The sequence below is a fragment of the Candidatus Pelagibacter sp. genome (genome assembly GCF_052049975.1).
Lineage (GTDB): Bacteria > Pseudomonadota > Alphaproteobacteria > Pelagibacterales > Pelagibacteraceae > Pelagibacter.
In genome coordinates this window covers 171,464-197,552 of the sequence record NZ_JBNGYZ010000001.1, presented here as the reverse complement: position 1 = coordinate 197,552, position 26,089 = coordinate 171,464, and the positions used below count along the sequence as shown (strand labels likewise).

The following is a 26,089-nucleotide window of genomic DNA, read 5'->3' as shown; positions in this document are numbered from 1 at the left end:
TGAAAAATGAGTGTAAGCAGAGATGATTTCGTAATAGCAATACGATCTGCTTTTTTAAAAAAACAAACCAAACAAAAATTTTCATTATTATCTCTTATTCTCCTATCAATATTTGTTTTATTCTTAAGCAATCAAAATTTTAAAATAATTTCATTTGTTAAATCGACAATAAATGAAGTTATCTATAGAGGATCATTTGTGATATCTGCTCCTGAAAAAGCATTAAGTAGTATTTCAGAAGAATTAGACCATCATCTTAAAGTTCATACTAAAGCAATGATCCTTGAAGATGAATTAGCAGATTTTAAATCTAAAGACGTATCTTTAAAGATATTAGAATTTGAAAATCAAAAACTTAGAGAACAATTAGATGATTATTTAGTTTCAAGTGAAATAATTTATTCAAAAATAATTATTGATAACAACAGCCCATATTTAAAATCTTTTGTAATTAATAAAGGATCAAGAGATGGAGTAAAAGTTGGAATGGTAGTTTTAGATCAAAATTATTTAGTAGGTAAAATAATTGAAGTAAATTTTAATACTTCTCGTGTATTACTTTTGTCTGATATTAATTCAAATATTCCAATTTCAATTTCACCAGGAAATTTACAAGCGATCGCAACAGGAACCAGTGATGATTTTGCAAAAGTTAATTATCTAAAAAAAATACATTTTAATAAAATTTCAAATGACTCAATTGTATACACTTCAGGGACAGGTGGTCTTATTAAAAGCGGTATACCAATTGGTAAAATTATTGATTTTGATCAAACAACTGACGAGGTAAAGATTCAATTTTTTAGCGATTTCTCCCAATTACAATATGTTTCAGTAGCTTCATTCGACAAAGTTGAAAAACAAAACCAAAATGAAATCTCAGAAACAGATAATTCTTGGAAAGAAGGAATTTTATTTAAAGGACCAAGTCCTGTTCAATTAAATGAAAGATTAGAAGCTTTAGTTCAAGAAAAAGAGATCAATGACCAAATAAGATCTCAAATTGAAGCTGAGAATTTAAAATTAAAAGACCAATTATCTCAAATTCAAAAAAAATTATTTCAATCAGAAAAAAAAATCAATGAACAAACAAAAGTTATCAATTCTCATAAAATTGACGAAGAAGAATATAATTTTTTGAAACTCAATTTAGAATTTGGACCCAAGTGTGCAAAAAAAACAATTATTTCAAAAGGATTTAAAGTTGGAAGTCCTGAATACCGAAAATGTGTTTTAAGAAGGGGTATAAAAATAAATGACTGATTTAAGACAAAATACATTTTTTCGAAGTTTCTTAAAAGTTTTTCCACTTCTTTTGTTATTTATTAGTGTTTTCAACGAATTCGATGCAAACTATTTTGGTGTTCCTTTTTTATCATTTAATTTTGCATATATATTGATTTTTTTTTGCACTTTGAAAGCAATTGATCATTTTGGATATGGATTAATTTTTATAGCAGGATTGATAAACGATACTGTTACAGGCTTGCCATTAGGTCTAAGTAGCTTTTGTTATATGATAATTTGTGTTTTTTCATCTTATTTTAGAAGTATCACATTAAGACCTACGATTATGAAAGACTGGTTATTCTTTCTAATAACTATTTCTGTTGCAAATTCTATTAACTATTTAGTTTTATATTTATACTTTGGGGTTTTAATTGATTATCGATTTCTTCTTGTAAACAATTTTACAACATTCTTATTATTCTTTTTCTTTCATTTTATTTTTGGCTTTTATTACAAAAAATTTATAGGGAAATCTGATGTTTAATATCAGTGATAATGTAACAAAAGTTAACTTAATTAATAGAAGATTATTTATTGTTACTGCCGCAAAGATCTTAGTTTTTTTAGGTCTTTCATCTAGACTTTATTCATTACAAGTTAAAGATAAAAATAAATATCTTACTTTATCTGATAAAAATAGAATTAGAGAGTCCAAACTCCCACCTGTAAGAGGCGAATTTTTAGATTATTTTGGAAAAACAATAGCTGGAAACAATGAAGTTTATCAACTTCATTTAATCCCAGAACAAGTTGAAAACTTTAGATATGTTTCTTTAAGATTGAAGAATATTTTAAATATGTCGGAGAGACAATTTCAAAGATTATTAAAGAAAAAAAATGAAGTTAAGCCATGGGATACTATAGTGGTATCTGATAATTTGACTTGGGAACAGTTTTCAAGGGTAAATAGCTACCTATATGAACTAAGTGGCGTAAAATCAGTTTTGTCGATAACGAGAATTTACCCTCATAAAGAGGATTTTACACATGTACTTGGATACGTTAGCCAAGCTAATGAAAAAGATGTTTTAGAAAATGAAAACATTAAAAAGAAATTTGTTCCTGGATTAAGAGTTGGAAAAACCGGACTAGAAAAAGCATTTGAAAAAGAATTACTTGGAGAAAATGATATCCAAAGATTTGAAGTAAATGCTTATGGTAAGAAAATAAATCAGATTGAATTACAAAAAGGATCAAAAGGTAAAAATATAAGATTAACCATAGATACTGAAATACAAAAATATTGTAGTGAATTGCTTAAAGATAGAGCTGGCTCTATTTGTGTGATGGATATTTATACGGGTGAGATTATAGCTATGCAGTCCGCACCGTCTTTTGATCCAAATTTATTTTTATTTGGTATCAATCAAGATGATTGGCAATTAATTAGAAACAATCCATTAAAACCTTTAGTAAATAAAACTATCAGTGGTAAATACTCTCCTGGTTCTACGATTAAACCAATTGTAGCTTTATCTGCTTTAGAAAATAAAATTGTCAGTCCTCAGTTTACAGTAAAGTGTGAGGGTAAAACTGAAATGTATGGCCAAACATACCACTGTTGGAAGAAAAAAGGACATGGATTTGTAAGTTTAAAAAATGCTATGAAACAATCTTGTGATACATATTTTTATGAGATAGCAAGAAGACTTGGAGTTGATAGATTAAGTGAAACAGCCAAAAAATTTGGCCTTGGTGAAAGAGTATTTGAAAACTTATTTTTCAATGAAAAAAAAGGTCTTGTTCCTAACACCCAATGGAAAAAAAACGCACTTGGAAGTGGATGGTTATTAGGAGAAACAATGATCACTGGAATTGGACAAGGATATATTCAAACAACACCAATACAACTCTGTTTGATGACAGCTCAAATTGCCAATGGTGGGTATAAAATTTATCCAAAGATCACCGTTGATACTGAAACAAATTTTTTAGACAAGTATGAACCATTATTTACAGAAAAGAAAAATATTAAAATTATTCAAGATTCTATCTTTAGTTCAACAAACGAGGTTATGGGAACTTCTTATTCTTCTAGAATAAATGATCCAAAATATCGTTTTGCAGGCAAAACTGGAACTGCTCAAGTTAAAAGGATTACAGAGGAAGAAAGGGAACTTGATTTAAAAACATCAGAAATTCCTTATGAACAAAGAGACCATGCATTATATGTTGCATATGGACCTACTGAAAATCCTCGTTACGCTTTGAGTATTATTATCGAACATGGTGGATCAGGTGGAACAACTGCTGCACCAATGGCTAAAAAGTTATTTAAATTAATAATTGATAGACACAAGTTAAGAGAGGAAGCAAAAGATAATAAATTTTTAGATATTTAAAAATGCGAAATAATTTTTCTCAAAATACATCAATTTTTCAAAAGTTAAGAGATTATGATTATGTCTTATTAATGAGTATTTTAATTCTTGGAGTAATTAGTATATTTGCAATGTACTCTACAGATGGTGGTGAAATTTTGTTCCATACTAAGAGTCACTTTGTTAAATTTTCAATTTTTTTTCCAATGATGTTGATATTATCGTTTGTTAATATCAAGTTTTGGCATGCTGGAAGCTATCTCTTTTATTTAATAATACTTGGTTTGTTGGTTTGGGTTGCTTTGTATGGTGTTCAAGCTTCAGGCTCAAAAAGATGGATAAATTTATACTTTTTAAATCTTCAACCATCGGAGTTAATGAAAATTGCAGTTATACTTTGTTTAGCTAAATATTTTCACAGAATTAGAACAGAAAGAATAAATCATTTTTCTACAATTTTGGTTTCATTAACAATTATAATTGTTCCAACAATTTTAGTTATTACACAACCTGATCTTGGTACTTCAATTTTAATTTCATTATCTGGTTTAATTATTTTATGGTTATCAGGTCTCAGAATTAAATATTTTGTTTATTCATTTATACTATTTCTAATTTCACTTCCTTTTGCTATTTCATTTTTAAAACCATATCAAAAATTAAGAATTTTAACATTTATTGATCCTGATAGAGATCCTTTGGGATCAGGGTACCAGATTATCCAATCTAAAATTGCGGTAGGATCTGGTGGTTTAACTGGAAAAGGTTTTTTAAAAGGAACTCAAAGTTATTTAGATTTTTTACCTGAAAAACATACTGACTTTATATTCACATTATTTTCTGAAGAATTTGGATTTGTGGGATCTATACTTTTATTGCTGCTTTATGGTTTGATAATATATCGAATTATTAGAACTGGTTTGATTTCAAGGAGTTTCTTTTCAAGACTATTTTGTTTTGGTTTTGCATTTGCAATTTTTTTATATGTTTCAATTAATATGTCTATGGTATTGGGATTGCTACCTATAGTTGGTTCCCCTTTGCCAATAATGTCCTATGGAGGCTCTTCTTTACTTGCAACCATGATTGGATTTTCAATCGTTCTAAGTGCGAAGATTAATCACAACCAAAATATATCATAATTTAGCTTAAGTATAATTTGTCGCTTAAGGAAAATTGTACATTAAATGTATATTTTTTTTATGAGTAAAAATTTTAAAGTAGGTATTATTGGATCAGGAATACAAGGAGTCTCTAATGCTCTTTTTCTTCAGAAAAAAGGCTTTGATGTAACAATTTTTGACAGAGATGAACCTGGAAGTCCAGCTGCTTCATATGGCAATGCCGGTCATTTTTCTCCATACGCATCTTTATCTTTAAACAGAACTGACATTCTTTTAGATGTACCTGCTATGCTTATGAGTTCTACTGGGCCGTTAGCACTTAAATGGAATTATGTTCCAAAAATGATCCCTTGGTTCATAAAGTTTTTATTAAATACATCTAAAAATAAAATGATGCATACAGCAAAAAATATGCATCAAATTTTAGATTTAGCTTTACCTGCATATGATGAAATTTTTGATGAGATTGATGATCTAGAAGGATTAGTTGAAAACAAGGGCATACTTTATATTTGGAATGATAAAGATTTAAAAAGTAGAGAACTTGAAATAAAAGTCAGAGAAGAATTAGGAGTTGAACAGCAACTAGTTAACAAACATGAGATACATGATTTGGAACCACATATAAGACCATTTTATCATGCTGGAGTTTTTTATCCTTATGCAAGACATGCAAGAAATCCAAAAAAAATTTTATTAAAGTTTTTTGATCTCTTTATGAAAAAAGGAGGAAAATTTAATAAGTTAAATATTAAGGATATAGAGTTTGATGGAGACAAACCTACATTTATATCCGAGGTACAACGTTTTGTTTTTGATAAAGCAGTTATCGCTTGTGGAGCATTTTCTAAAAAACTTACAGATAACTTGGGTGAAAAAATTCCACTAGATACAGAAAGAGGGTATCACGTTCATTTTAAAAATTGCGATCATTTATTAAGTCGTCCAGTAATTTTTCAGAATAGAGGCTTTGGCGTTACACCTATGGAACAAGGTTTAAGAGTTGTTGGAACAGTAGAATTTGGTGGTTTGGAAAATCCTCTTTCGAAATCTAGAATAAAAAATTTAATTAATAACGCAAAATATATGTTTGGAGATTTACCAGATCATGAAGATGAGTGGTTAGGATTTAGACCAACATTACCTGATTTTTTACCTGTAATGGGTCCTTCAAAAAAATATAAAAATATTTTTTACTGTTTTGGACATCATCATTTAGGATGGACATTAGGACCAATATCTGGAAAGATAGTTTCAGGTATGATTGCTGAAGAAAATACTAATTTAAATTTAAACCCATATAGTTCATCTAGATTCAGTTAAGTGAGCAATAAATTTAATATTGCTTATGTATTTTTATTTTTAACTGTTACTTTTTGGGCAGGCAATTTTATCGTTGGAAAATTTGCTAGTTTTTATGATGTTCCACCTTTTTCATTAAATTTTTATAGATGGTTTTTTGCTTGGTTAATATTAGCACCATTTACATTTTCAGAAATAATCAAAAAACGAAACTATATTATTAATAATTTAAAATTATTTATAATTTTAGGGATAACGAGTATTACGATTTTTAACTCTATTGTTTATTATTCATTAAACTTTACCCAGGTAATTAGTGGAGTTTTAATGATCTCAACTATACCTGTTATGATAATTTTTATTTCATCAATTTTAAAAATTGAAAAAACAAATATTTTTCAAATTTTAGGAGTAATTTTTTCTTTCACAGGTGTATTGTTAATTATTACAAAAGCAAACTTAGGAGTTCTCTTAAGTTTAGATTTTAATAAAGGTGATTTGACAATGGTTATTGCTATGTTTTCATGGGCTTTATACTCTGCTTTATTAAAAAAACAAAAATATCAACTTTCACAACTTGGTTTGTTAGAAGTCATAATAACTTTTGGTCTAATATTTTTAATTCCAATTTATTTTATTGAGTATCAATTAGGCTATATTATTAAAGTCGAAAAACCATTTATATTAATATTAAGTTATGTTGTTTTATTCCCTGGCCTTGCTTCATTTATTTTATGGATAAAAGGTATTTCAATGATTGGTGCTAACAGATCAGGAGTTTTTTTACATTTAATGCCAATTTTAAGTGCAATAATGGCTATGATTATTTTTAATGAAAAATTTATGTTTTATCATATTCTTGGCGCAATTTTTATTTTAACAGGAATAATTTTATCAAATAGAAAAATTAAAAATGCTTAAAGTTGCAATATTAGATGATTATCAAAACGTATCTCAACAATTTGTAGATTTAGAAAAATTATCTGGAAAATATGAGTTTAAGATATTCAGTGAACCTTTTGAAAATGAAGATGACGCTATTGAGCAATTAGCTGATTTTGAGGCTTTACTCATAATGAGAGAGAGAACTCCAATGACTGAGGGCTTAATAAATAATCTCTCAAATCTTAAATTTATAATTACAAGTGGTAGCAGAAATAAATCAATTAATTTAGAGGCAGCAAAAAAAAAGAATATTTTAGTTTGTGGTACTGAAATTAATATACACCCAACACCAGAGTTAACTTGGGCCTTAATTTTAGGTTTAGCAAGAAACCTTAAAGAAGAGATTGATAATATGTACCAAGGCTATTGGCAAACAACAATAGGGGTTGAGTTAAAAGGAAAAATTTTAGGATTATTAGGTCTTGGGAGAGTTGGATCTCAAGTTGCAAAAATTGGTAAAGCTTTCGGTATGCAAGTTATGGCATGGAGTGAAAATCTGAGCTTAGATAAATGTAAAGAATTAGATGTTTTACCATGTAGCAAAGAAGATCTAATAAAAAATTCTGATTTTCTATCTATCCATGTGCAAGGAGGAGAAAGATATAAAGATTGCATTACATTAAAAGAATTAGATCAGATGAAAAAAACCTCTTTTTTAATTAATACCTCAAGAGGACCAATTGTTAATGAAGATGATTTGATTATAGCACTATCAACAAATGTAATTGCTGGTGCAGGATTAGATGTTTATGAAAAAGAACCATTACCTGAAAATAATAAACTTAGATTTTTACCTAATGCGCTATTAACCCCACATATAGGATATGTAACGGCTGAAAATTATCATATTTTTTACACTCAAATGATAGAAGCTTTAGAGTCATGTGTTAACAATAAACCTATTAGAGAAATAAAATAAATTAGCAGATTTTTTGAATAAAAATTTGTGTATTATTTACACAGACTATCTTTAACCTTTTTTGATTTTTTTTAATAAATTTGTTTATCGCTGGTGCTGGGATATCTGATTCTGAATTATTATATATATCCCCATAAAAATAGTCATCACATATTAATATTCCATGCTTATTTAAAAAATTCCAAGAATTTAAAATGTCATTAGAAACTTGAGTAGTGCCATGCCATCCATCAACATAGATCACATCAAAGAATGTATTATTTATTTTAAAAAAATCATCTGATTTCATTTTATGATAGGAATATCTGTCTTTAAAATTTTTTAAATTTTCAATGAAATTACTAAAATTTTTTTTATTTAAATCTTTAAATTTTTCTGCTTTGTCCCAGAGATCAACACAAACTACATTTGATGTTGAATGATTTTTTAAAATGTATAAAGCGCTATTTCCTTCCCAAGAGCCAATTTCTAAATATGAGAATTTTTTAAAATTTTTTTTTAATATTTTATTCCAGTAAAATGCATTTATGGAAAAATAATCCGTAGTTGTTTTTTTAAGTTTTAAAAATTCTTGATGTTTTTTTTTGAAATTTTTTTTTTCTTTACTTAAAAAAGGGTGCATCAATCTGTCAATAATATACATTTTAAAAACAGGATAGATTGCGCCATTGTTAAATTGATATTTTAATCTGTAGTAAAAGTTTGATGATAACATAAAGGGAATGTTTAATATAATCTAATAAGTTGTAAATACAATGAAACTTCCAGTCGTTTTTCATGAAAATTATGTAGCAAAAATTGGAGATGATCACAAATTCCCAATTGATAAATTTTCAGAACTTGCAAAATACTTGAAAGAAAAAAAAATAGTTAAAGAGTTCATAAATCCCTCTCCTTGTTCAATTGAAACTCTAAGTAAGGCTCATTCTTTAGATTATATAAATGACATAAAAAATAAGACTTTAGATAAAGACGGTGTTAAAAAAATTGGATTTCCATTAGTTGATAGTGTTGTAAAAAGATCTTTTATTGCAACTGGTGGAACTGTCTTAGCAGCAAAACTTGCTATTAAATCTGGAATTTGTTGCAACACGGCTGGTGGAAGCCATCATGCAAATTTTAATGGCGGAGCAGGTTATTGTGTATTTAATGATGTAGCTGTTGCTGCAAAATATTTGATTGAAAGAGGTCTAGCTAATAAAATTTTAATAGTTGATTTAGATGTACATCAAGGAAATGGAAATGCAGACATTTTTAAGGATGATAATCATGTTTTTACTTTTAGTATGCATTCTAAGACCAATTATCCAGCTAAAAAATCTTTAAGTAATTATGATGTTGAACTGGAAGATAATACAGAAGACAAATTATATTTAGAAAAATTAAAGCAATGTTTAAAAGAATTAAATCAACATTTTTTTGATTTTGTATTTTATATAGCTGGTGTTGATATTCATTACAATGATCGCCTAGGAAAGTTAAAAATTTCAGATGAGGGTGTTAGAATGAGAGATCAGATAGTTATAGAAAATTTTTTCTCACAGCGAATACCTTTATGTGGTGTTTTAGGAGGTGGTTATAACAAAAATTTTGAAAAATTAGTTGAATTACATTCTTATTTACATGAAACATGTTCTAAGTATATTTAAATAATGTCAAAGAAAAATCCAAACTTAACTGCCGAACAAAAACTAGTAATGTTTGAGGATGGAACCGAACCACCTGGAACTAGTGAACTTAACCATGAAAAACGAGATGGAAGTTATCATTGCGCTAACTGTGGGATAAAATTATTTGATAGCGAAACTAAATATGAAAGTGGATCAGGTTGGCCATCATTTTTTAAATCTCTACCAGATGTTTTTGAAACAAAAACAGATCATCTTTTAGGTTACGCTCGAACAGAATATCATTGTAAAAATTGTGATGCCCATCAGGGTCACATATTTGATGATGGACCTGAACCTACAGGAAAAAGATATTGTAATAATGGTGTATGTTTAGTTTTTAAACCTAAAGAATAATTACTTTAGCATTTCTTCTAACTTATTTTCTTTTTCTAAAGCTCTTATATCGTCATAACCACCAATATGTTGATCATCAAAAAAGATTTGTGGAACAGTTCTTTTTCCATTTGCTCTTTTAATCATTTCATCCATTGCACCATCTACGGTAGCGATGTTTATTTCGTTATAAGTTGCATTATTTCTTTGAAGTAATCTTTTTGCAGCCTCACAATAATTACAAAGTGGACCAGTATAAATTGTTATATTTTTCATTAGCTATAGATAATCACCTTTTTTAATTTTACTAGTTATTTGTTTTCTAGAATATTCAAATTTTTTTCTATGTTTAATACTCTTTTGGTTTACTCTTTTTCTCCATAATCTAAAAGAGGAGGGCTTAAGTGTCCGTCTCATTATTTTGATTACTTCAGATTCTGACTTACCAGTTTTTTTTTCAATTTCTTCGAAAGTAATCCGGTCAGCCCAAGCTGCCCAAATGATCCAATCAGGATCATCAATTGGTGGCTCTGGATTTTTAACTCTGGTGACTGGTATGTTGCCTTTTTTTTTCATTTTTCCCAAAATTTTATAAAAAATAGATAATGCAATTTATATAGGATTTGTTAAAATGTTCCAGATAGTCCTTCTTAGCCATCTTTAGCTCCCGGTTTTTTAGGACTATCTTTTTTTTTAAAAATGCTCCCTTTAGATTTTGTACTTTATCTTCAAATAATAATTTTCTTATTCATAACTCCTGGGACTCCAAGAATTGTAATTATTTCTTACTCCATGAATTATGGGGTAGGTAAATGTGTTTGGTCAGCATTTGGTGATGTAACTGCAAATTTAATTCAAGCAACGTTAGTCATTTTTGTAATAGGATCTTTTTTTTCAGAAAGCTCAACTATATTAAATATTTTTAAGTGGATAGGTATTATTTATATTTTATATCTTGCATATGATATCTATAAATCGCATCCAAAAAATATAACAAACAAAGAAGAAATAAAAAAAACTAATTTATCTTTTTTTAGAGATGGTTTTTTAGTTGCAGGTACAAGCCCTAAAGCCTGGATGTTTTTTCCATTTATTTTCCCACAATTTATTGATTTTAATTCAAATTTATTAACTCAATTTATAATTCTTATTACAACTTATGTGGTATTAGATTTTTTATCTTTAATTGGTTATGCAATACTCGCACAAAAACTTATTAAATGGATCACAGCTAATCCAAAAACAATAAATACAATTTCAGCGAGTGTTTTAGTGACAATCGCTTTAGTAATTTTATATACTCAAGAGTACTAAATTAAATTTCACTAGAAATTTTTAAATATAGTAAATAAAAATTTACTTATGGAAAAAGTCAAAGATTTAGAAATATCACAACACGAAAAATCTAATAGAATTTATAATATTAAAATTGAAGATGAAATTTTAGATAAACTACAATTTTCATTTAATAAGTTTGATTTAACAGCTTTAGAATTAAAACCTTTTTCAAGATTTACAATTGCAAAAAGCTTAGATGATTTAACTCAATCTAAACTTAGCGAATTGATGAACTTTATTTTAAAAGATAGAAACACTGGATGTTTTATAATTTCACCTAAAAATATGAGCTTAAAACTAGATGATAAATTTTTTGTTAAATTATCAACTGCAATTGCTTATTTAATAGGAAACCCAAATTTTGATTCAATGGCTGGAAAATATTATGCAAGGTTTCATGTCAAACATGAGGACAACAGCGATTCTTATTTAAGAAAAGCATATAGAAATATGGATCTACACACTGATGGAACTTACGTAAAAGAAGTTACTGATTGGCTATTGATGACTAAAATTGAAGAAGAGAATGTTGAAGGTGGCGAAACAGCAATGCTGCATTTAGATGATTGGGAATTTTGTGATGAACTCTCAAAAGACCCGGTAGGTAAACAAGATTTTGTTTGGGGTTCTCCAAAAAGTAAAAATGTTGATTATAAAGTTGAACATCCAATTTTTTCAGAAGATAGCGAAGGTAGGCCTCAAATTTCTTATATAGATCAATTTCCTGAACCAAAAAATATGGAACAAGGAATTTTCTTACAAAAATTATCTGATTGTTTAGAAGGAAGCAGATATAAAATTGTTACAAAGTTGCCAGTGGGATCTATAATTGTTGCTAATAATTACTTTTGGCTCCATGGCAGAAAACCTTTCAAAGAAAACAAAGCATTAAGTAGAGAACTATTAAGAATTAGAGGTTCTTTTTTTATTAATTAATTAAATTAATTCACTATATTAAGTTCTTTATGAATTTAGGATTTATTGGGACAGGTAAAATAGCTTATTCAGTAATTCAAGGTATTTGCACGTCTAAAATAAAGTGTAAAAAAATTTATATTTCTCCAAGAAATAAAAGTTTAGCTCAGAAATTAAAAAGAAAATTTAAAAAAGTCATAATTGCAAAAAATAATCAGGAAATAGTTGATAAAGTGAATTGGGTTTTTTTATCAGTTACACCAACAGTTGGAGAGCAAATAATTAAAGATTTAAAATTTAAATCTTCTCAAAAAATTATCAGTTTTATTTCTACAATTACACTTTCACAATTAAAAAAAATAATAAAAGTAAAATGTTCAATTGTAAGAGCAATACCATTACCATTTATATCATTAAAAAAAGGTCCAGTTCCAATCTGTCCTCCAAACAAAAGTGTTAAATCTTTCTTTGATAAAATTGGAACAACTATCGAAATTAAAAATGAAAAATTATCAATAAATTTTTGGACTATATCAGGAATGATGGCATCATATTATGATATGCAAAGATCTATGAGTGAATGGCTAACAAAAAGAGGTATTAATAAATTAGATGCACAAAAATATATTACTTCATTGTTTTTAGCTTTATCTGAAGATGCAGTTGTTAATTCTAAAGTTGATTTAAGAAATCTTGTAAAGGAATCTCAAACTCCTAAAGGGCTCAATGAACAAGGTTTGAAAGAGCTTACAAAAAAAGGTATGTATAAATCTTTAGAAAGTACCTTAAATAGTATTCATAAAAGATTAAGCAAATAATTTATGGAAAACATTTTAGAAATAAATGGTTTAACCAAAACTTTTGGTGGTCTAACAGCAGTTTCAGATTGTAGTTTAAAAGTAAAAAAAGGTTCAATCACTGGCATCATTGGGCCCAATGGTTCTGGAAAAACTACTTTATTTAATTTAATAGCTGGTAATTTAAAAACATCTGGGGGAACTGTAATGTTTAATGATGAAAATATTACAGATGTTCCATCTTACGAACTTTTTTCAAAAGGTTTGTTAAGAACGTTTCAAATTGCTCATGAGTTTACAAACCTTTCTGTTTTAGAAAATTTGATGATGGTTCCTGGCAATCAATCTGGAGAAAAATTAGTTAATGTAATGTTAAGATCTCAATTAGTAAAAAGTGAAGAAGAACAAATTAAAAATAAAGCCAAAGAAGTTGTGGAATTTTTAAATCTAGGTCATCTTTCAAATGAATTGGCAGGCAATTTATCTGGAGGACAAAAGAAATTACTAGAACTTGGAAGAACAATGATGGTAGATGCAAAATTAGTTTTATTAGATGAAGTGGGTGCTGGTGTTAATAGAACTCTTTTAAAAGACCTAGGCACAGCTATTGAAAAACTTAATAAAGAAAAAGGATATACTTTTTGTATGATTGAACATGATATGGATTTTATAAGTAGATTATGTGACCCAGTAATTGTGATGGCAGAAGGCTCTGTCTTATTTGAAGGTTCAGTAGAAGATGCAAAAAAAGATGAAAAAGTAATTGAGAGCTATTTAGGTAGAGGATCAAAATTAAAAGATAATTAAAATGACAATAACATCACATTTAATATTAGCAATTTTAGCAGTGGGATTTGGTATTAAAAATCTTCTGTCAAAAAAAGGTGGATCAACTCACAAAATAATTGGTTGGATTTGGGTATCTTTGATGATGTATGTATCATTTTCATCTTTTTGGATTAAAGAATTAAATGATGGTTTATACAGCTGGATACACCTACTAAGTATTTGGGTAATAATTTCTTTAACTTTATCAATTTATTTTATTAGAAAAAAACAAGTGCTTCTCCATAAAATTTTTATGGTAGGAAATTTTATTGGGTTAACTGTAGCTGGTATTTTCACTATGTTACCAGGACGATATATACCTGAAATGTTAGGATTATATTAATGGCATACTTTGAAGGAAATAATATGACAGGCGGCTATGGCAATGGACCAGATATTATTAATTCTTGTTCAGTAAATGTGAATCGTGGAGAGATTGTTTCTATACTTGGACCAAATGGTGCAGGAAAATCTACTGCAATGAAAGCAATGCTAGGTTTATTAAATCTTAAGTCTGGTTCAATTACAATTGATGGTAAAGATATTACTAAATTATCTCCTCAAGATAGAGTTAAACAAGGAATTTCGTTTGTGCCTCAAACTAAGAATGTCTTTGCAGGAATGACAGTAGAGGAAAATTTAGAAATGGGTGCATTTTTAATGGATCAAAACTATCAACAAATCATTGATGAGATCTATGATTTATTTCCAATTTTAAAAGAAAAAAGAAATCAATTAGTTGGTGAATTATCTGGGGGTCAAAGACAACAAGTTGCTCTTGGAAGAGCATTAATGATTAGGCCAAGTGTTTTAATGTTAGATGAACCAACAGCTGGAGTTTCACCAATTGTGATGGATGAATTATTCGATCATATTGTAAAAGTAAAAAGAACTAATGTTGCAATATTAATGGTAGAACAAAATGCAAAACAAGCTCTTAATATTTCAGATAGGGGTTACGTTTTAGTGACAGGTGAAAACAAACATGACGGAACAGGCAAAGAGTTATTAAATGATCCTGAAGTTAGGAGATCTTTCTTAGGCGGTTAATATGGATTTTATAAACGCAATTGTTTTACTTTTAAATTATATTTTTGTGCCAGCTTTGACGTATGGATCGCAATTAGCTTTAGGTGCAATATTTGTTACGTTGATTTATGGAGTATTAAGATTTGCTAATTTTGCTACTGGAGACATGATGTCTTTTGGTACAATGTTCGCAGTTTTGTTTACTTGGTATTTTCAATCTCTTGGTGTTTCTTTAGGATTTTTACCAACAGCGTTATTGGCAATACCTTTCGCTATTCTTTGTATGATTACTTATATGTTGTTCATAGATAAATTTGTTTTCAAATATTACAGAACCAACAAAAGCCCTCCAGTTCAATTTGCAATGGTCAGTATTGGAGTAATGTTTTTAACCCAAGCACTTGTAAGAATAATCATAGGGCCAGACGACAGAAGATTTTTTGATGGACAAAAGTTTTTGATTAAAGCTGGAGAATTTAAAGAAATGACAGGATTAAACGAGGGACTTGCTATCAAATCAACTCAAGTAATTACAATTTTTGTTACAGTTATTTTAGTTTCTGCATTGTTTTGGTTTTTGAATAAAACAAAAACTGGAAAGAGTATGAGAGCATATTCAGACAATGAAGATCTTGCTTTATTGTCAGGAATTGATCCTAAAAAAATAGTAATGGTTACATGGATAATTGCTGGAATATTAGCTACAATTGGGGGAGTGTTATATGGTCTAGATAAAAGTTTTAAACCATTTACTTACTTTAATAACATGCTTCCAATCTTTGCCGCAGCTATAGTGGGGGGTATAGGAAATCCATTTGGTGCATTCTTAGGAGGATATGTAATTGCTTTTTCAGAAATATTTTTAACTTATGCTTATAAAAAGTTTCTTGTTTATATATTGCCTGAAAGTTTAGAACCAGAGGGTTTGGTACAACTATTATCTACAGATTATAAATTTGCAGTATCTTTTTCTATTTTGGTCATTGTTCTCCTATATAGACCTCAAGGAATATTTAAAGGAAGGTTGTTGTGATTAAAAAACACTTAAATATTATTGCAGCTTATTCAATAATGATGGGATTAATTATCTTGGTTGGGATATTTCAATCTTGGAACATAGCTCTATCTATTTTTAATTTATGTTTAATTTCTGCAGTTATGAGTATGGGAGCAAATATACAGTGGGGATACGCAGGTTTAATTAACTTTGGAATTATGGGTTATGCAGCTTTAGGTGGTTTAGCCGCTGTAATTGTTTCTGTTGATCCTGTACAAGAAGCATGGAGAGCAGGTGGATTTGATATCTTAATGTGCTTATGGTTAATCATTGTAATTATTATGGTGATTAGGTTTGCTTTAAAAAATTACGAATCTACAAAATTAAGAAATTATGGAATTGCCGCATTAATCATAACAGGTGTAATCATAATTAGAATTACTGCGGAGCCCGGAATTGAAAAAATTGAATCTGTTGACCCAGCCATAACAGGATTTCTAGGTGGTTTTGGATTACCAATAATGTTTTCGTGGGTAATTGGAGCTTTATTTGCTGGTGGATTAGCTTTCATAGTTGGAAAAATTGCTTTAGGTTTAAGAGCAGATTATTTAGCTATAGCAACATTACTTATTTCTGAAATTGTTATTGCGATAATAAAACATGAAGATTGGTTAACGCGAGGCGTAAAAAATGTAATAGGTCTTAAGAGACCAGTTCCATATGAGGTTAATTTACAGTCTACTGATTGGTTTATTAATTTTGTTGAGAAATTTAATTCTGGAAAATTAAATTTAATTTCAGATATAGCTGAAAGACAAGCCGCCCTAAATCAAATGGTTATTGAAGGCTCATCAGTGTTTGTAAAACTTTGTTACTCAGGATTATTTTTAACAGTTGTTATAATTTTATTAATACTAACTCAAAAAGCTCTCTACTCACCTTGGGGAAGAATGATGAGAGCTATCAGGGATAATGAGGAAGCAGCAAATGCGATGGGAAAAAATGTTGTTAAAGAACATTTGCTAATTTTTATTTTAGGCTCAGCTATTGTTGGTATCGCAGGTGCAATGTTAGTAACACAAGATGGTTTATTTACTCCAGGAAGTTATAGACCTATGAGATATACATTTTTAATATGGGTTATGGTTATTGTTGGCGGAAGTGGAAATAATTTTGGGGCGATCTTAGGTGGTTTTGTTGTTTGGTTTTTATGGATTGAGGCTGCACCTATGTCTTTATATCTAATTAATTTCTTTACAGCTGGTTTGTCAGAAACAAATGTTATTAAGGCACATTTAATTGAAAGCGTTCCTTACTTTAGATTTTTATTAATGGGAATAGGTTTGTTATTGATTATGAGGTACAGACCAAGAGGTATACTTCCTGAAAAGATTGAAATAAAATAATTGTATGAAATATATTCTAATGGGAGCAGCAGCAGCTTGGTTTTTGTATATAGCTGATAAATATATCTTTTAAAAAAAAACCCCCTAATTTAATTAGGGGGTTTTTAATAATTTAAATTTTAAAATTATCTTTGTTTCTTAGTTTTAAATTTTCCACCTTTTACTTCTTGCTCTAAGAAAGAACCTTCTGCTTCACCTACATCAGTGAATGAAACACCAGTTGCACCTTCATAATCAATTTTCTTTCCTTTAGCTAAAAGGTCTAAACCTTTTTTAAGTTGGCCTGGATAAATTTTAGTTCCTGGACCGTTAGCAACATCCATTACATTTTTTGCAATAGAAGCTCTATCAGCTGATCCACCTGCTTGCATTGCTAAAACAATTAAAGCTGCTGCATCATAAGACTCACCAGTGTAAGGTCCTGAAGAATCGATACCTGCTGCACTTGCAACTTTAGCAAATACACCTGCACCTTTTCCAGTTGATCCTGGAAGTGAACCAAAAGATTTTTTTAGTCCTTTTCCAAAAGCATCAACAAGTGATTGTCCAATCATACCATCTGATAAAATAAATGTATCAAACGCACCTGAGTCTAAAGATGCTTGGATAATTCCCTTACCACCTTGGTCAAGATAACCAATTACTGCTACAGCGTCTCCACCAGCAGAAGCTAATGTTGCTACTTCTGATGAGTAGTCTGCTTTACCATCTTCGTGAGCAGTAGTAGTAGTTACTTTAATGCCATGAGCCTCAACAGCTGCTTTGTAAACATCTGCTAAACCTTTACCATAGTCATTGTTTGTATATGTAATAGCTACACTCTTAATTTTTCTGTCTTTAGTTACATCAGCTAGAATTTGACCACCTCTTGCATCTGAAGGAGCTGTTCTAAAGAAATATCCTTTATCATCAAGAGTTGTTAATCCTGGAGAAGTTGCTGAAGGTGAAATCATTACAACACCATTTGGCACTGCAACATTTGATGCAATAGCGCCTGTTACACCTGAACAATCAGCTCCCATAATTGCAGCTACACCTTGTGAAATAACACCTTCAGCTGCCGCTGTTGCTGCTGCTGAATCAACACAAGTTGAGTCTGCTCTTACTACTGAAATAGTTTCACCACCTAGTAACGAACCCGAGTCTGAAGCTTCTTTAAATGCTAGTTCAGCTGAGTTTGCCATTGCTGGAGTTAGAGATTCAATTGGACCTGTAAATCCAAGAATAATTCCCATTTTGATTTCTGCAAATACATTTGTTGAGAAAGTAGACACAAATATAAAGGCAGCGATTAATAGTTTTTTCATTATCGTCCTCTTTTATTGTTAACAATTTATAAAAACAGGAAATTAAAGCTTAATATAAAAGATTCAACAAGCAAATTATCTGATTTTTTGAAGCAATATTACAGATGTGATTACGATAATTCCACCAATTGCAAACAAGAAAGATGGAATCTCTCCAAAAACAATATAACTCAGTAAAATCCCAAATATTGGAAACAGTGAATAAAAAGGAAATATTTTTCCAACTGTATAAAACTTATACAAATAAAACATCAGTAAATGCGCACACAAAGAAACAATAATTGCCTGATAGGATATTAATAACCAAGAGTTTAAATTTATTGATTTTAAATTATTTAAGGTATCTCCCTCTATTAAGAAAGAAACTAGCATTAATAAAAAAAATCCAAACAAACCTGTAAAAGCATTAATCATACTTGTGTCTAATTCTTTTAACTGTCGCGAATAAACTTGAGCTAATCCAAAAAAAAGGGCCATTAAACTCGCAAAAAATAATCCTAGGAGGTTATCTACTAATATAGGGTCAAAAAAAATAATCAGTATTCCTATAAATGAAAAAAAAATTAAAAGCCATTTTTTTCCACTAATATTTTCTTTTAGTATGATTGAACTTGTGATTATACCAAATGGTATAGCTAATTGAGATCCCAAAATAATTGGTGAGATAATAGATGAATTATACAGTGAAAGATTCATAAATACATAAACCAAGACACCCATTGAAATAGAAAATATTAATAGAGATTTTATATATTTTTGCTGGGGTATCTTAAATTTCCAAAAAGGAATTAAGATAACTAAAACTAAACCCATTCTAAGTGATGCCATTAATATTGGTGGTACAGAATTATTTAATGCTAATTTGGCAACTGGAAAAGCACTACCGTGTGCAATCATTATGAATAATAGAATGAGAAGATGTTTTACTGGCAAGTTTAAAAATATTTCTTAAAAGTTTCGTTAGCTGACAGTATATTTAGATCAATTAATCCACCAATAATTAATTGAAGTGCAACTATTAAAATTGCCAATAATCCCAAATAACCTAACCATTTGTATTTTTTTATTTTTTCTGCAAAAAACCTTGCTAAGGTTCCTACTAAGACAACTGAAAGAAATAGACCAAAAAGTAATAAATTAAGATTATTTTTTGCAGCACCAACAACTCCAATCACATTATCAAAACTTAAAGTTATATCTGCGAATAAAACTTTATAAACACTTTGTAAGTACGAAGGTTCTTTTGAAGCTAGTTTGGGCGATCTAATTTTCTTTGTATTAAATAAGTCGTTTCTCATATCATTTACAATCCAAATTAATAATAACCCACCTAAAATTTTTACATAAGCAAATGCAAATAAATAAGATGCAAAAAAAGCGAATATAATCCTAAAGAGAAGAGCTCCGAATAGACCCCACATTACAACTTGATTCCTATGTTTTGGTGCAAAGTTAGCTGCAATCATCCCAATGATAATTGCATTGTCAGCAGACATGATAACGTTAATAAATATTATATGTGTGATAATTAAAGTATCTTCTAACAATTTTTTATGTGTTTTTTTCTATATAATTTTTTAAACTTTGAAATTCTTCACAATTACAATTTTTCATAGTATTCAAAGTTTTATTTGCTTTTTCTAATTTACTTGTTTGTACATAGAAAATACCCAGAGAATGATTAATTAAATTATTATCAGGATTCACTTCTAAAGCTAAATTATAATATATCTCTGCTTCTTCATTTAATTCTATTCTTTCATGTGAGTGAGCCAAATAGTGTAATATATTTTCGTTTAACACGAGTTCTTTATTTGCTTTTAGTAAATATTCTATAGCTTTCTCATAGTGTTTTTTTGCTTTATCTTTTTTCCCTTTTTCATAAATTTTGTCAGCTTTTTTCATGTTCCGTACGGCCAAAGCAACAGTATCTAATTCTCTAGCAGTTGGGTCTACGTTGTTTTTATCATATTTTTTTAAAGATATATTATTTGTATTTGTGTCATTCCATTCAGCTGAAATTGACAACGAACTAAAAAAAAAGATGACAATTAAGGAATAAAAAAAATATCTTAACATTTTTATAAATTTATTATTTTTAAATGTGATTTTCAAATATAAAAACAAATTTTAATATTTAGATTTTTTTAGTCCTCCAATAATTTGTTTTAACTCATCATATTCTTCACAATTACATGACGTTAACACTTCCAGTCTTTCTTTAGCTAAGTCAATTCTATTTGTTACTACATATAGTTCACCAAGATATTCGTTAATACCTATATGGTTAGGTTCAATAGCTAGACCTTGTAGATAGTATTTCTCTCCATTTTCAAAGTCACCTAACTTTCTTGTTGTGAAACCAAGATAATTTAATGTATCTGCATTGTTAGGTTTTTTATCATTTGATTTTAAAAGTAATTTTTGCGCTTGTTTATATTTTTTTTCAGCTTTGTCATTTTTGCCATCACTCTCATATTTTTTGGCAGATTTAATTAATTTTACTGCTTTTTTATAATCAGAAACTTTAGGCTGTGAGTCACTTGATGAACCTGCCGCAAATACAGTAGATGATGTTAATATTAGAATAGTTAAGATTGAAAGTAACTTTTTCATTAAATAAATTTCTCCATTTTGTTTAAAGGTTTTAAATTGAGTTTATTTTCTAGCAAATTATCTCTTATTGATTTTGCAGTTGCTAATGAACTCTCATTATCTCCATGTATGCACACCGAGTCTATTTCACAAGGTATCTGCTTTCCGCTGTGACAATTAATTGCCTGATTTTGAACCATACTTAACACATGTTTTTTTGCTTGCTCTGGATCTGTTATTAAAGCATGAGGTTTTTTTCTAGAAACTAAGTTACCGTCATCTTCATAATTTCTATCAGCAAATATTTCACAGGCAATTTTCATATTAAAGTTATTGGCAGCCTTCTCCATTTTTGATCCTGTTGGAACCAAATAAATTAAATCTTTATCTATTTCATATATTACTTTAGCTAAAATTGTTGCAAGATCTATATCTTCACATGCCATGTTGTTTAAAGCACCATGAGGCTTCATATGGGTTACATTTTCATTATTTTCTTGAGCGATTCTTTGCAGAATTTCATATTGATCTATAATCAATTTTCTAATTTCATTTTCAGATAAGTTCATTCGTTCTCTACCAAAGTTATCTGGATCATTAAATGAAGGATGAGCACCAATACTAACACCTCTATTCTTAGATATTTTGATAACTTCTCTCATAGTTTCTTCATCACCAGCATGATATCCACAAGCAACGTTAGCCGAGTTTACTATTTCTAATAAAGCTGGATCATTTTCATTTGAATGAAGTTTAGACTTTTCTCCTAAATCACAATTTATATTAATTTCCATAACTGGTATAATTTATAACATTAAATGATTAAAAATATATCAAATCTTGGAGACTCTGCTGTCTATTGTGATTTTGGTCCAAAAGTAAATAAAGAGACCAACCGAAAAGTAATTAATTATTTTAAATTTTTAAAAGAAAAAAATATTGATGGGGTTTTGAACTTAACACCATCTTATAATAAATTGATAATTACTTTTGACTTAAATATAACTAGTTTTAAGAAACTAAAAGATTTTCTAATAACAATTAAAATTGATCAATCAAAAAATTCTGACGGCAAAAAATTAGAAGTTCCAATATGTTGTGATGAAGAATTTTCGTTAGATATCCAAAGATTGGAAAAGAAATTAAATTTAGATAGTCAAAAAATTCTACAACGAATATTTGAAAAAGAATATTTCTGTTACATGACCGGATTTATAGCTGGCATGCCTTTTTTTGGAGACTTAGATAGTGACATGAGATGCAATAGGTTGGAGACCCCAAGATTAAAAGTTCCAAAAGGATCAATTGGTATTACTGAACAGTTTGCAAATATTTATACAGAAGAAAGCCCAGGTGGGTGGAATATTATTGGTAAAACACCATTAGAAGTTTTCGATCGAAATAATCAAGAAAATCCAGCTTTAATTAATCCAGGTGATGTAATTCAATTTAAATTAATAACTAAAAAAGATTTTGATAATTATAAATGATTTTTAAAATTTTAAGACCAGGAACTCACACTACTATTCAAGATGAAGGTAGAAATGGATTTTATCACTTAGGTATCACTGTTAGTGGCGCTATAGATAAAAAAAACTTTAAATTAGCTAATATGATTTTGAATAATAGTATTAACGAGCCATCTTTGGAGTTTGCTTTGCAAGGTCCATTGTTAGAATTTGATGGATCAAAATTATCCATTTGTATTACGGGAGAAGTAAATTTTGATATCATAAGACATAATGAAGAAATTGAAGAAGGCTATTGTTATAAGATTTATAATCTTAATAAAGGAGACAAAATTGATATTAAGTCTACAATCAATTCACTTTATGGTTACCTTGCCATAAAAGACGGTTTTGATTTTACCAATATTTGGAAAAGTTGTTCAATTAACACAAAAGCTAAAATTGGACCTAATGGAGGAATGAAATTTGATACAAATCAAATAATTCCCACAAAAAATAATTCGGCTGAAATTAAGATTAGACAATTAAGATATAAGAATGAAAGATCTACAGAGATAAGAGTTATTAAAGGAACAAACTTTGATTATTTTTCAGAGAAAGCTCAAAGAAATTTTTTTGATAAAAGATTTAAAATAACAAATATGGTCGACCGCATGGGTATCAGACTTGAAGGAAATAAGTTAGAAAATATTGTAAGCTCAAATATTAAATCTGAAGGTCTCATTAAAGGTGTAATTCAAGTTCCTGGTGATGGTAACCCAATAATAATGTTAGCTGATCACGGCACAATTGGTGGATATCCTAAGCTTGCAACAGTTATATCTGCAGATTTAGATAATTTATCACAATTGATGCCGAACACTGAAATTACATTTAAAGAAGTAAGTCTTGAAGAAGCTGAAAATTTATTTATGAGTTACACAAAAGAAATCAATAAATACTCAAAGATACTAAATGAATATAATTAAAAAACTTCCTGGGCCATTATTAGTTTTTATGGGAGCCTGCAGTTTAAGTTTTGGAGGTTTAATTGTTAAATCATTTGAGGGAGCTACTTTGTGGCAAATATTGTTTTGGAGAACTGTATTTTTTTTACTTATTATAAGTGTTTATCTTTTTATTACTTACAGATCTAAATTTTTAAAATCTTTCTACGATTCTGGAATACCAGGTTTTTTTGGCGGGTTTATTCTATCTTTTGGTTTTTGTGGTTATGTATTTGCCATGTACAACACTACAGTTGCTAATGCTAATTTTATAATTCAAACACAAACAATTTTTCTTGCAATCTTTGGATATTTTTTTCTAAAGGAAAAAATTTCGGCAATAACATTAGCGTCGATTATTTTAGCAATTTCAGGAATTTTATTAATGGTTGGAGGATCATTATCACCTGGTCAAATGACTGGTAACATTGCAGCTTTTTTAATGCCAATTTCTTTTGCTGTTTTGATATTAGTTGTGAGAAAGTATCCTAATGTAGATATGGTTCCCTCACAGTTTATTGCTGGTGTGTTTGCTTTAATTATTGGATATCTAATGTCAGGAAAAATATTAATATCTGGCCATGATATATTTCTAGGTTTTTTAGCTGGATCTCTTCAATTAGGTTTAGGATTCATTTTTATAACGATTGGCGCACAAAGAACCCCTTCAGCAATGGTTGGAATCATTATGTTAACTGAAGCAGTTTTAGGACCATTATGGGCTTGGATATTTATTGATGAACAACCACCAATGATTGTTTTATTTGGTGGATCAATTGTAATTTTCGCAGTTCTATTACAATTTTATCATTTATTTTCAGTTGAAAAAAAACAACTTAATACCAATTGACTTTTAAATCATAATAAGTGATTATTAATTAACGGGAGAGACTACTTAATTTGTAGCGCCGAAGGAGCAACTGCCCAGGAATCTCTCAGGCAAAAGGACCGTTACGTATTAACTCTGGAAAGAGATTAAATTCTCGCCGAAGGAGCAAAACTCTCAGGCAAATATACAGATGGGTATAAGAGTTAATATGAAAAAAAATAAAACTGCATTATTCAATCTACACCAGGTAAACAAGGCAAAATTTGTTGAGTTTGCTGGATATGAAATGCCTATTCAATATGAAAAAGGTATAGTTGAAGAACATAAAATTACCAGATCTTCTGCAGGAATATTTGATGTTTCGCATATGGGCCAATTATTTATTTATGGTGATGATAAATTAACAGCAGATTTAGAAAAAATTTTTCCACTAAATTTAAAAGAATTAAAAATTTTCAAGTCAAAGTATAGTTTTCTAATGAATGATAAAGCAGGAATATATGACGATTTGATAATTACAAAATTAGAAGATGGTTATTTAATAATTTTGAATGCAGCATGTAAAAATAATGATTTCAAAATAATTCAAAAATTATTAGGTGAAAATTACAAATATGATTTAAAAGACAATAGGTCATTAATTGCTATTCAAGGACCTAATGCTGTTAAAATTCTAAATGATATAATTCCAGAAGTAAATAAATTAAGTTTTATGTCAGGTGGTTGGTTTGACTATTTAGAAAATAAAACTTTCGTTACTAGATCAGGATATACCGGTGAAGATGGTTTTGAGATTTCGGTTCCAAATAGTTTAGCAGAGATATTTACAAAAAGTTTAATGGATAAAGGTGCAGTGTTAATTGGTTTAGGAGCAAGAGACACTCTAAGACTAGAAGCAGGTCTATGTTTATACGGACATGAATTAAATACAAAACTTACACCAATTGAAGCTAATCTTAGCTGGGCTATCTCAAAATCAAGATTGGATGATATGAATTTTATTGGCTCAGCAACCATAAAAGAACAGTTATCCCAGGGAACAAAACAATTGAGAGTTGGAATACAGCCAGAAGGAAGAATTATAGCAAGGGAAAAAACTAAAATTTTCAATGATAATGATCAAATTATTGGAGAAATTACGAGTGGAACATTTGGACCCAGTGTTAATGGACCGATAGCTATGGGATATATAAATAATGAATATTCAAAAAAAAATTCTAAAATTTTTCTTGAGATTAGAGGAAAAAAACACCCAGCAAATATCTGTGGATTACCATTTTATAAAAAAAGCTATGTGAAAGGAGCAGCATAATGAGTGAAGTAAAATTTTCTAAAGAACATGAATGGATTAAAGTAGAAGGGGATACAGCAACAATTGGAATTACAAAACATGCAACAGAAATGTTGGGTGATATTGTATTTACTGAACTGCCAGAAAAAGGCTCAAATGTAGAAAAAGACGGAACTGCAGGAGTAGTAGAGTCAACAAAAGCTGCTAGTGATGTTTATACTCCAGTAAGTGGTGAGGTGATTGACACCAATCAAGCTATTGTAGATGATCCTGCAAAAATTAATGAAGATCCAGAAGGTGCAGCTTGGTTTTTTAAATTGAAATTAAAAGACCCTTCTGAAATGGACTCCTTAATGAACAAAGATGAGTATGATAAATTTGCAAAGGAGAACTCATAA

At 29.1% G+C, this 26,089-nt stretch carries 31 protein-coding genes and 1 riboswitch; of the genes, 22 read left to right on the top strand and 9 right to left on the bottom strand.

Translation table 11 applies throughout. The features are described from left to right. Positions 1-6 precede the first annotated feature (6 nt). Genes mreC through ACTT9U_RS00910 form a run of 7 tightly spaced genes read left to right on the top strand, consistent with a single transcriptional unit; the run spans position 7 to position 7,901 of the window. Positions 7-1,263 (top strand): rod shape-determining protein MreC, encoded by a 1,257-nt coding sequence (mreC, locus tag ACTT9U_RS00940; RefSeq protein WP_440931320.1) that lies wholly within the window; start codon positions 7-9, stop codon positions 1,261-1,263. Further along, positions 1,256-1,774 (top strand): rod shape-determining protein MreD, encoded by a 519-nt coding sequence (locus ACTT9U_RS00935; protein ID WP_440931319.1) that lies wholly within the window; start codon positions 1,256-1,258, stop codon positions 1,772-1,774. Before mreC ends, ACTT9U_RS00935 begins: the two co-directional genes overlap by 8 nt. After that, complete coding sequence (gene mrdA / locus ACTT9U_RS00930; protein WP_440931318.1) at positions 1,767-3,632, top strand: penicillin-binding protein 2; 1,866 nt, start codon at positions 1,767-1,769, stop codon at positions 3,630-3,632. Before ACTT9U_RS00935 ends, mrdA begins: the two co-directional genes overlap by 8 nt. A gap of 2 nt (positions 3,633-3,634) precedes the next feature. Continuing rightward, complete coding sequence (gene rodA / locus ACTT9U_RS00925; protein ID WP_440931317.1) at positions 3,635-4,753, top strand: rod shape-determining protein RodA; 1,119 nt, start codon at positions 3,635-3,637, stop codon at positions 4,751-4,753. Positions 4,754-4,813: 60 nt separating this feature from the next. After that, a complete protein-coding gene (locus tag ACTT9U_RS00920; protein WP_440931316.1) occupies positions 4,814-6,058 on the top strand; it encodes an NAD(P)/FAD-dependent oxidoreductase in 1,245 nt (414 codons plus the stop codon). Continuing rightward, complete coding sequence (locus ACTT9U_RS00915; RefSeq protein ID WP_440931315.1) at positions 6,059-6,958, top strand: DMT family transporter; 900 nt, start codon at positions 6,059-6,061, stop codon at positions 6,956-6,958. Beyond that, positions 6,951-7,901 (top strand): D-2-hydroxyacid dehydrogenase family protein, encoded by a 951-nt coding sequence (locus tag ACTT9U_RS00910; RefSeq protein ID WP_440931314.1) that lies wholly within the window; start codon positions 6,951-6,953, stop codon positions 7,899-7,901. Before ACTT9U_RS00915 ends, ACTT9U_RS00910 begins: the two co-directional genes overlap by 8 nt. A gap of 1 nt (position 7,902) precedes the next feature. Here ACTT9U_RS00910 and ACTT9U_RS00905 read toward each other — a convergent pair whose 3' ends face one another. Beyond that, on the bottom strand, positions 7,903-8,544 hold the full coding sequence (locus ACTT9U_RS00905) for a class I SAM-dependent methyltransferase (RefSeq protein ID WP_440931313.1): 642 nt from the start codon (positions 8,542-8,544) through the stop codon (positions 7,903-7,905). 112 nt (positions 8,545-8,656) lie between these two features. Between ACTT9U_RS00905 and ACTT9U_RS00900 the strand changes: the two genes are divergently transcribed. Both ACTT9U_RS00900 and msrB read left to right on the top strand, forming a co-directional pair. Continuing rightward, positions 8,657-9,550: a histone deacetylase family protein gene (locus ACTT9U_RS00900; protein ID WP_440931312.1), complete on the top strand. Its 894-nt coding sequence runs from the start codon at positions 8,657-8,659 to the stop codon at positions 9,548-9,550. Between the two features lie 3 nt (positions 9,551-9,553). Next, positions 9,554-9,925, top strand: a complete 372-nt coding sequence (msrB, locus tag ACTT9U_RS00895) for a peptide-methionine (R)-S-oxide reductase MsrB (RefSeq protein ID WP_440931311.1) — start codon at positions 9,554-9,556, stop codon at positions 9,923-9,925. On the opposite strand, the gene grxC is transcribed toward msrB, so the two are convergent. Continuing rightward, positions 9,926-10,180 carry a glutaredoxin 3 gene (gene grxC / locus ACTT9U_RS00890; protein WP_440931310.1) on the bottom strand — a complete coding sequence of 85 codons (255 nt, stop codon included), beginning with the start codon at positions 10,178-10,180 and terminating at the stop codon, positions 9,926-9,928. 3 nt (positions 10,181-10,183) lie between these two features. Beyond that, complete coding sequence (locus ACTT9U_RS00885; protein ID WP_014953588.1) at positions 10,184-10,480, bottom strand: TIGR03643 family protein; 297 nt, start codon at positions 10,478-10,480, stop codon at positions 10,184-10,186. A gap of 123 nt (positions 10,481-10,603) precedes the next feature. Here ACTT9U_RS00885 and ACTT9U_RS00880 point away from each other — a divergent pair, with 123 nt between their 5' ends. From ACTT9U_RS00880 to ACTT9U_RS00845, 8 genes are read left to right on the top strand one after another with little or no spacing between them, the layout of a single operon-like run. Next, positions 10,604-11,218, top strand: coding sequence for a LysE family translocator (locus ACTT9U_RS00880; RefSeq protein ID WP_440931309.1), 615 nt, complete (start codon positions 10,604-10,606; stop codon positions 11,216-11,218). A gap of 48 nt (positions 11,219-11,266) precedes the next feature. Continuing rightward, positions 11,267-12,178: a glutarate dioxygenase GlaH gene (glaH, locus tag ACTT9U_RS00875; RefSeq protein WP_440931308.1), complete on the top strand. Its 912-nt coding sequence runs from the start codon at positions 11,267-11,269 to the stop codon at positions 12,176-12,178. Positions 12,179-12,207: 29 nt separating this feature from the next. After that, a complete protein-coding gene (locus ACTT9U_RS00870) occupies positions 12,208-12,975 on the top strand; it encodes a pyrroline-5-carboxylate reductase (protein WP_440931307.1) in 768 nt (255 codons plus the stop codon). A gap of 3 nt (positions 12,976-12,978) precedes the next feature. Continuing rightward, positions 12,979-13,761, top strand: a complete 783-nt coding sequence (locus tag ACTT9U_RS00865; RefSeq protein WP_440931306.1) for an ABC transporter ATP-binding protein — start codon at positions 12,979-12,981, stop codon at positions 13,759-13,761. A 1-nt stretch (position 13,762) separates the two neighbouring features. Further along, positions 13,763-14,125 (top strand): DUF2306 domain-containing protein, encoded by a 363-nt coding sequence (locus tag ACTT9U_RS00860; RefSeq protein WP_440931305.1) that lies wholly within the window; start codon positions 13,763-13,765, stop codon positions 14,123-14,125. Further along, on the top strand, positions 14,125-14,832 hold the full coding sequence (locus ACTT9U_RS00855) for an ABC transporter ATP-binding protein (RefSeq protein ID WP_440929963.1): 708 nt from the start codon (positions 14,125-14,127) through the stop codon (positions 14,830-14,832). Before ACTT9U_RS00860 ends, ACTT9U_RS00855 begins: the two co-directional genes overlap by 1 nt. 1 nt (position 14,833) lies before the next feature. Then, entirely contained in the window at positions 14,834-15,844 is a 1,011-nt protein-coding gene (locus ACTT9U_RS00850) for a branched-chain amino acid ABC transporter permease (protein WP_440931304.1), read from the top strand. Positions 15,845-15,882: 38 nt separating this feature from the next. Further along, a complete protein-coding gene (locus tag ACTT9U_RS00845) occupies positions 15,883-17,214 on the top strand; it encodes a branched-chain amino acid ABC transporter permease (protein WP_440931821.1) in 1,332 nt (443 codons plus the stop codon). 125 nt (positions 17,215-17,339) lie between these two features. Here the strand turns inward: ACTT9U_RS00845 and ACTT9U_RS00840 are convergent, their stop codons facing one another. From ACTT9U_RS00840 to ACTT9U_RS00815, 6 genes are all read right to left on the bottom strand, one after another. Continuing rightward, the gene (locus ACTT9U_RS00840) at positions 17,340-18,521 is read right to left on the bottom strand and encodes an ABC transporter substrate-binding protein (protein WP_440931303.1); all 1,182 of its coding nucleotides are present in this window, start codon (positions 18,519-18,521) and stop codon (positions 17,340-17,342) included. Positions 18,522-18,596: 75 nt separating this feature from the next. Beyond that, complete coding sequence (locus ACTT9U_RS00835; protein WP_440931302.1) at positions 18,597-19,454, bottom strand: DMT family transporter; 858 nt, start codon at positions 19,452-19,454, stop codon at positions 18,597-18,599. Between the two features lie 2 nt (positions 19,455-19,456). Then, positions 19,457-20,068 carry a YjbE family putative metal transport protein gene (locus ACTT9U_RS00830; protein ID WP_440931301.1) on the bottom strand — a complete coding sequence of 204 codons (612 nt, stop codon included), beginning with the start codon at positions 20,066-20,068 and terminating at the stop codon, positions 19,457-19,459. 4 nt (positions 20,069-20,072) lie between these two features. Beyond that, positions 20,073-20,600, bottom strand: coding sequence for a tetratricopeptide repeat protein (locus tag ACTT9U_RS00825; protein WP_440931300.1), 528 nt, complete (start codon positions 20,598-20,600; stop codon positions 20,073-20,075). Positions 20,601-20,651: 51 nt separating this feature from the next. Further along, the gene (locus ACTT9U_RS00820) at positions 20,652-21,137 is read right to left on the bottom strand and encodes a tetratricopeptide repeat protein (protein WP_440931299.1); all 486 of its coding nucleotides are present in this window, start codon (positions 21,135-21,137) and stop codon (positions 20,652-20,654) included. Continuing rightward, positions 21,137-21,910, bottom strand: a complete 774-nt coding sequence (locus tag ACTT9U_RS00815; protein ID WP_440931298.1) for a 5-oxoprolinase subunit PxpA — start codon at positions 21,908-21,910, stop codon at positions 21,137-21,139. The genes ACTT9U_RS00820 and ACTT9U_RS00815 overlap by 1 nt, the downstream gene beginning before the upstream one ends. Positions 21,911-21,934: 24 nt before the next feature. On the opposite strand from ACTT9U_RS00815, the gene ACTT9U_RS00810 reads away from it, so the two are divergent. From ACTT9U_RS00810 to gcvH, 5 genes are all read left to right on the top strand, one after another. Continuing rightward, positions 21,935-22,606 carry a 5-oxoprolinase subunit B family protein gene (locus tag ACTT9U_RS00810; protein WP_440931297.1) on the top strand — a complete coding sequence of 224 codons (672 nt, stop codon included), beginning with the start codon at positions 21,935-21,937 and terminating at the stop codon, positions 22,604-22,606. After that, entirely contained in the window at positions 22,603-23,553 is a 951-nt protein-coding gene (locus ACTT9U_RS00805) for a biotin-dependent carboxyltransferase family protein (protein WP_440931296.1), read from the top strand. The genes ACTT9U_RS00810 and ACTT9U_RS00805 overlap by 4 nt, the downstream gene beginning before the upstream one ends. Next, positions 23,540-24,421 (top strand): DMT family transporter, encoded by an 882-nt coding sequence (locus ACTT9U_RS00800; RefSeq protein ID WP_440931295.1) that lies wholly within the window; start codon positions 23,540-23,542, stop codon positions 24,419-24,421. Before ACTT9U_RS00805 ends, ACTT9U_RS00800 begins: the two co-directional genes overlap by 14 nt. Positions 24,422-24,443: 22 nt before the next feature. After that, a riboswitch (glycine riboswitch) is annotated at positions 24,444-24,532 on the top strand. A gap of 76 nt (positions 24,533-24,608) precedes the next feature. After that, positions 24,609-25,712 carry a glycine cleavage system aminomethyltransferase GcvT gene (gene gcvT, locus ACTT9U_RS00795; protein ID WP_440931294.1) on the top strand — a complete coding sequence of 368 codons (1,104 nt, stop codon included), beginning with the start codon at positions 24,609-24,611 and terminating at the stop codon, positions 25,710-25,712. Continuing rightward, positions 25,712-26,089 carry a glycine cleavage system protein GcvH gene (gcvH, locus tag ACTT9U_RS00790; RefSeq protein WP_440931293.1) on the top strand — a complete coding sequence of 126 codons (378 nt, stop codon included), beginning with the start codon at positions 25,712-25,714 and terminating at the stop codon, positions 26,087-26,089. Before gcvT ends, gcvH begins: the two co-directional genes overlap by 1 nt.

Bases quoted from the DNA above. Each gene is read 5' to 3' on its own strand.
- mreC (WP_440931320.1), top strand. From the start codon at position 7: ATGAGTGTAAGCAGAGATGATTTCGTAATAGCAATACGATCTGCTTTT.
- ACTT9U_RS00935 (WP_440931319.1), top strand. From the start codon at position 1,256: ATGACTGATTTAAGACAAAATACATTTTTTCGAAGTTTCTTAAAAGTT.
- mrdA (WP_440931318.1), top strand. From the start codon at position 1,767: ATGTTTAATATCAGTGATAATGTAACAAAAGTTAACTTAATTAATAGA.
- rodA (WP_440931317.1), top strand. From the start codon at position 3,635: ATGCGAAATAATTTTTCTCAAAATACATCAATTTTTCAAAAGTTAAGA.
- ACTT9U_RS00920 (WP_440931316.1), top strand. From the start codon at position 4,814: ATGAGTAAAAATTTTAAAGTAGGTATTATTGGATCAGGAATACAAGGA.
- ACTT9U_RS00910 (WP_440931314.1), top strand. From the start codon at position 6,951: ATGCTTAAAGTTGCAATATTAGATGATTATCAAAACGTATCTCAACAA.
- ACTT9U_RS00905 (WP_440931313.1), bottom strand. From the start codon at position 8,544: ATGTATATTATTGACAGATTGATGCACCCTTTTTTAAGTAAAGAAAAA.
- ACTT9U_RS00900 (WP_440931312.1), top strand. From the start codon at position 8,657: ATGAAACTTCCAGTCGTTTTTCATGAAAATTATGTAGCAAAAATTGGA.
- msrB (WP_440931311.1), top strand. From the start codon at position 9,554: ATGTCAAAGAAAAATCCAAACTTAACTGCCGAACAAAAACTAGTAATG.
- grxC (WP_440931310.1), bottom strand. From the start codon at position 10,180: ATGAAAAATATAACAATTTATACTGGTCCACTTTGTAATTATTGTGAG.
- ACTT9U_RS00885 (WP_014953588.1), bottom strand. From the start codon at position 10,480: ATGAAAAAAAAAGGCAACATACCAGTCACCAGAGTTAAAAATCCAGAG.
- ACTT9U_RS00880 (WP_440931309.1), top strand. From the start codon at position 10,604: ATGCTCCCTTTAGATTTTGTACTTTATCTTCAAATAATAATTTTCTTA.
- glaH (WP_440931308.1), top strand. From the start codon at position 11,267: ATGGAAAAAGTCAAAGATTTAGAAATATCACAACACGAAAAATCTAAT.
- ACTT9U_RS00870 (WP_440931307.1), top strand. From the start codon at position 12,208: ATGAATTTAGGATTTATTGGGACAGGTAAAATAGCTTATTCAGTAATT.
- ACTT9U_RS00865 (WP_440931306.1), top strand. From the start codon at position 12,979: ATGGAAAACATTTTAGAAATAAATGGTTTAACCAAAACTTTTGGTGGT.
- ACTT9U_RS00860 (WP_440931305.1), top strand. From the start codon at position 13,763: ATGACAATAACATCACATTTAATATTAGCAATTTTAGCAGTGGGATTT.
- ACTT9U_RS00855 (WP_440929963.1), top strand. From the start codon at position 14,125: ATGGCATACTTTGAAGGAAATAATATGACAGGCGGCTATGGCAATGGA.
- ACTT9U_RS00850 (WP_440931304.1), top strand. From the start codon at position 14,834: ATGGATTTTATAAACGCAATTGTTTTACTTTTAAATTATATTTTTGTG.
- ACTT9U_RS00845 (WP_440931821.1), top strand. From the start codon at position 15,883: ATGATGGGATTAATTATCTTGGTTGGGATATTTCAATCTTGGAACATA.
- ACTT9U_RS00840 (WP_440931303.1), bottom strand. From the start codon at position 18,521: ATGAAAAAACTATTAATCGCTGCCTTTATATTTGTGTCTACTTTCTCA.
- ACTT9U_RS00825 (WP_440931300.1), bottom strand. From the start codon at position 20,600: ATGTTAAGATATTTTTTTTATTCCTTAATTGTCATCTTTTTTTTTAGT.
- ACTT9U_RS00820 (WP_440931299.1), bottom strand. From the start codon at position 21,137: ATGAAAAAGTTACTTTCAATCTTAACTATTCTAATATTAACATCATCT.
- ACTT9U_RS00815 (WP_440931298.1), bottom strand. From the start codon at position 21,910: ATGGAAATTAATATAAATTGTGATTTAGGAGAAAAGTCTAAACTTCAT.
- ACTT9U_RS00810 (WP_440931297.1), top strand. From the start codon at position 21,935: ATGATTAAAAATATATCAAATCTTGGAGACTCTGCTGTCTATTGTGAT.
- ACTT9U_RS00805 (WP_440931296.1), top strand. From the start codon at position 22,603: ATGATTTTTAAAATTTTAAGACCAGGAACTCACACTACTATTCAAGAT.
- ACTT9U_RS00800 (WP_440931295.1), top strand. From the start codon at position 23,540: ATGAATATAATTAAAAAACTTCCTGGGCCATTATTAGTTTTTATGGGA.
- gcvT (WP_440931294.1), top strand. From the start codon at position 24,609: ATGAAAAAAAATAAAACTGCATTATTCAATCTACACCAGGTAAACAAG.
- gcvH (WP_440931293.1), top strand. From the start codon at position 25,712: ATGAGTGAAGTAAAATTTTCTAAAGAACATGAATGGATTAAAGTAGAA.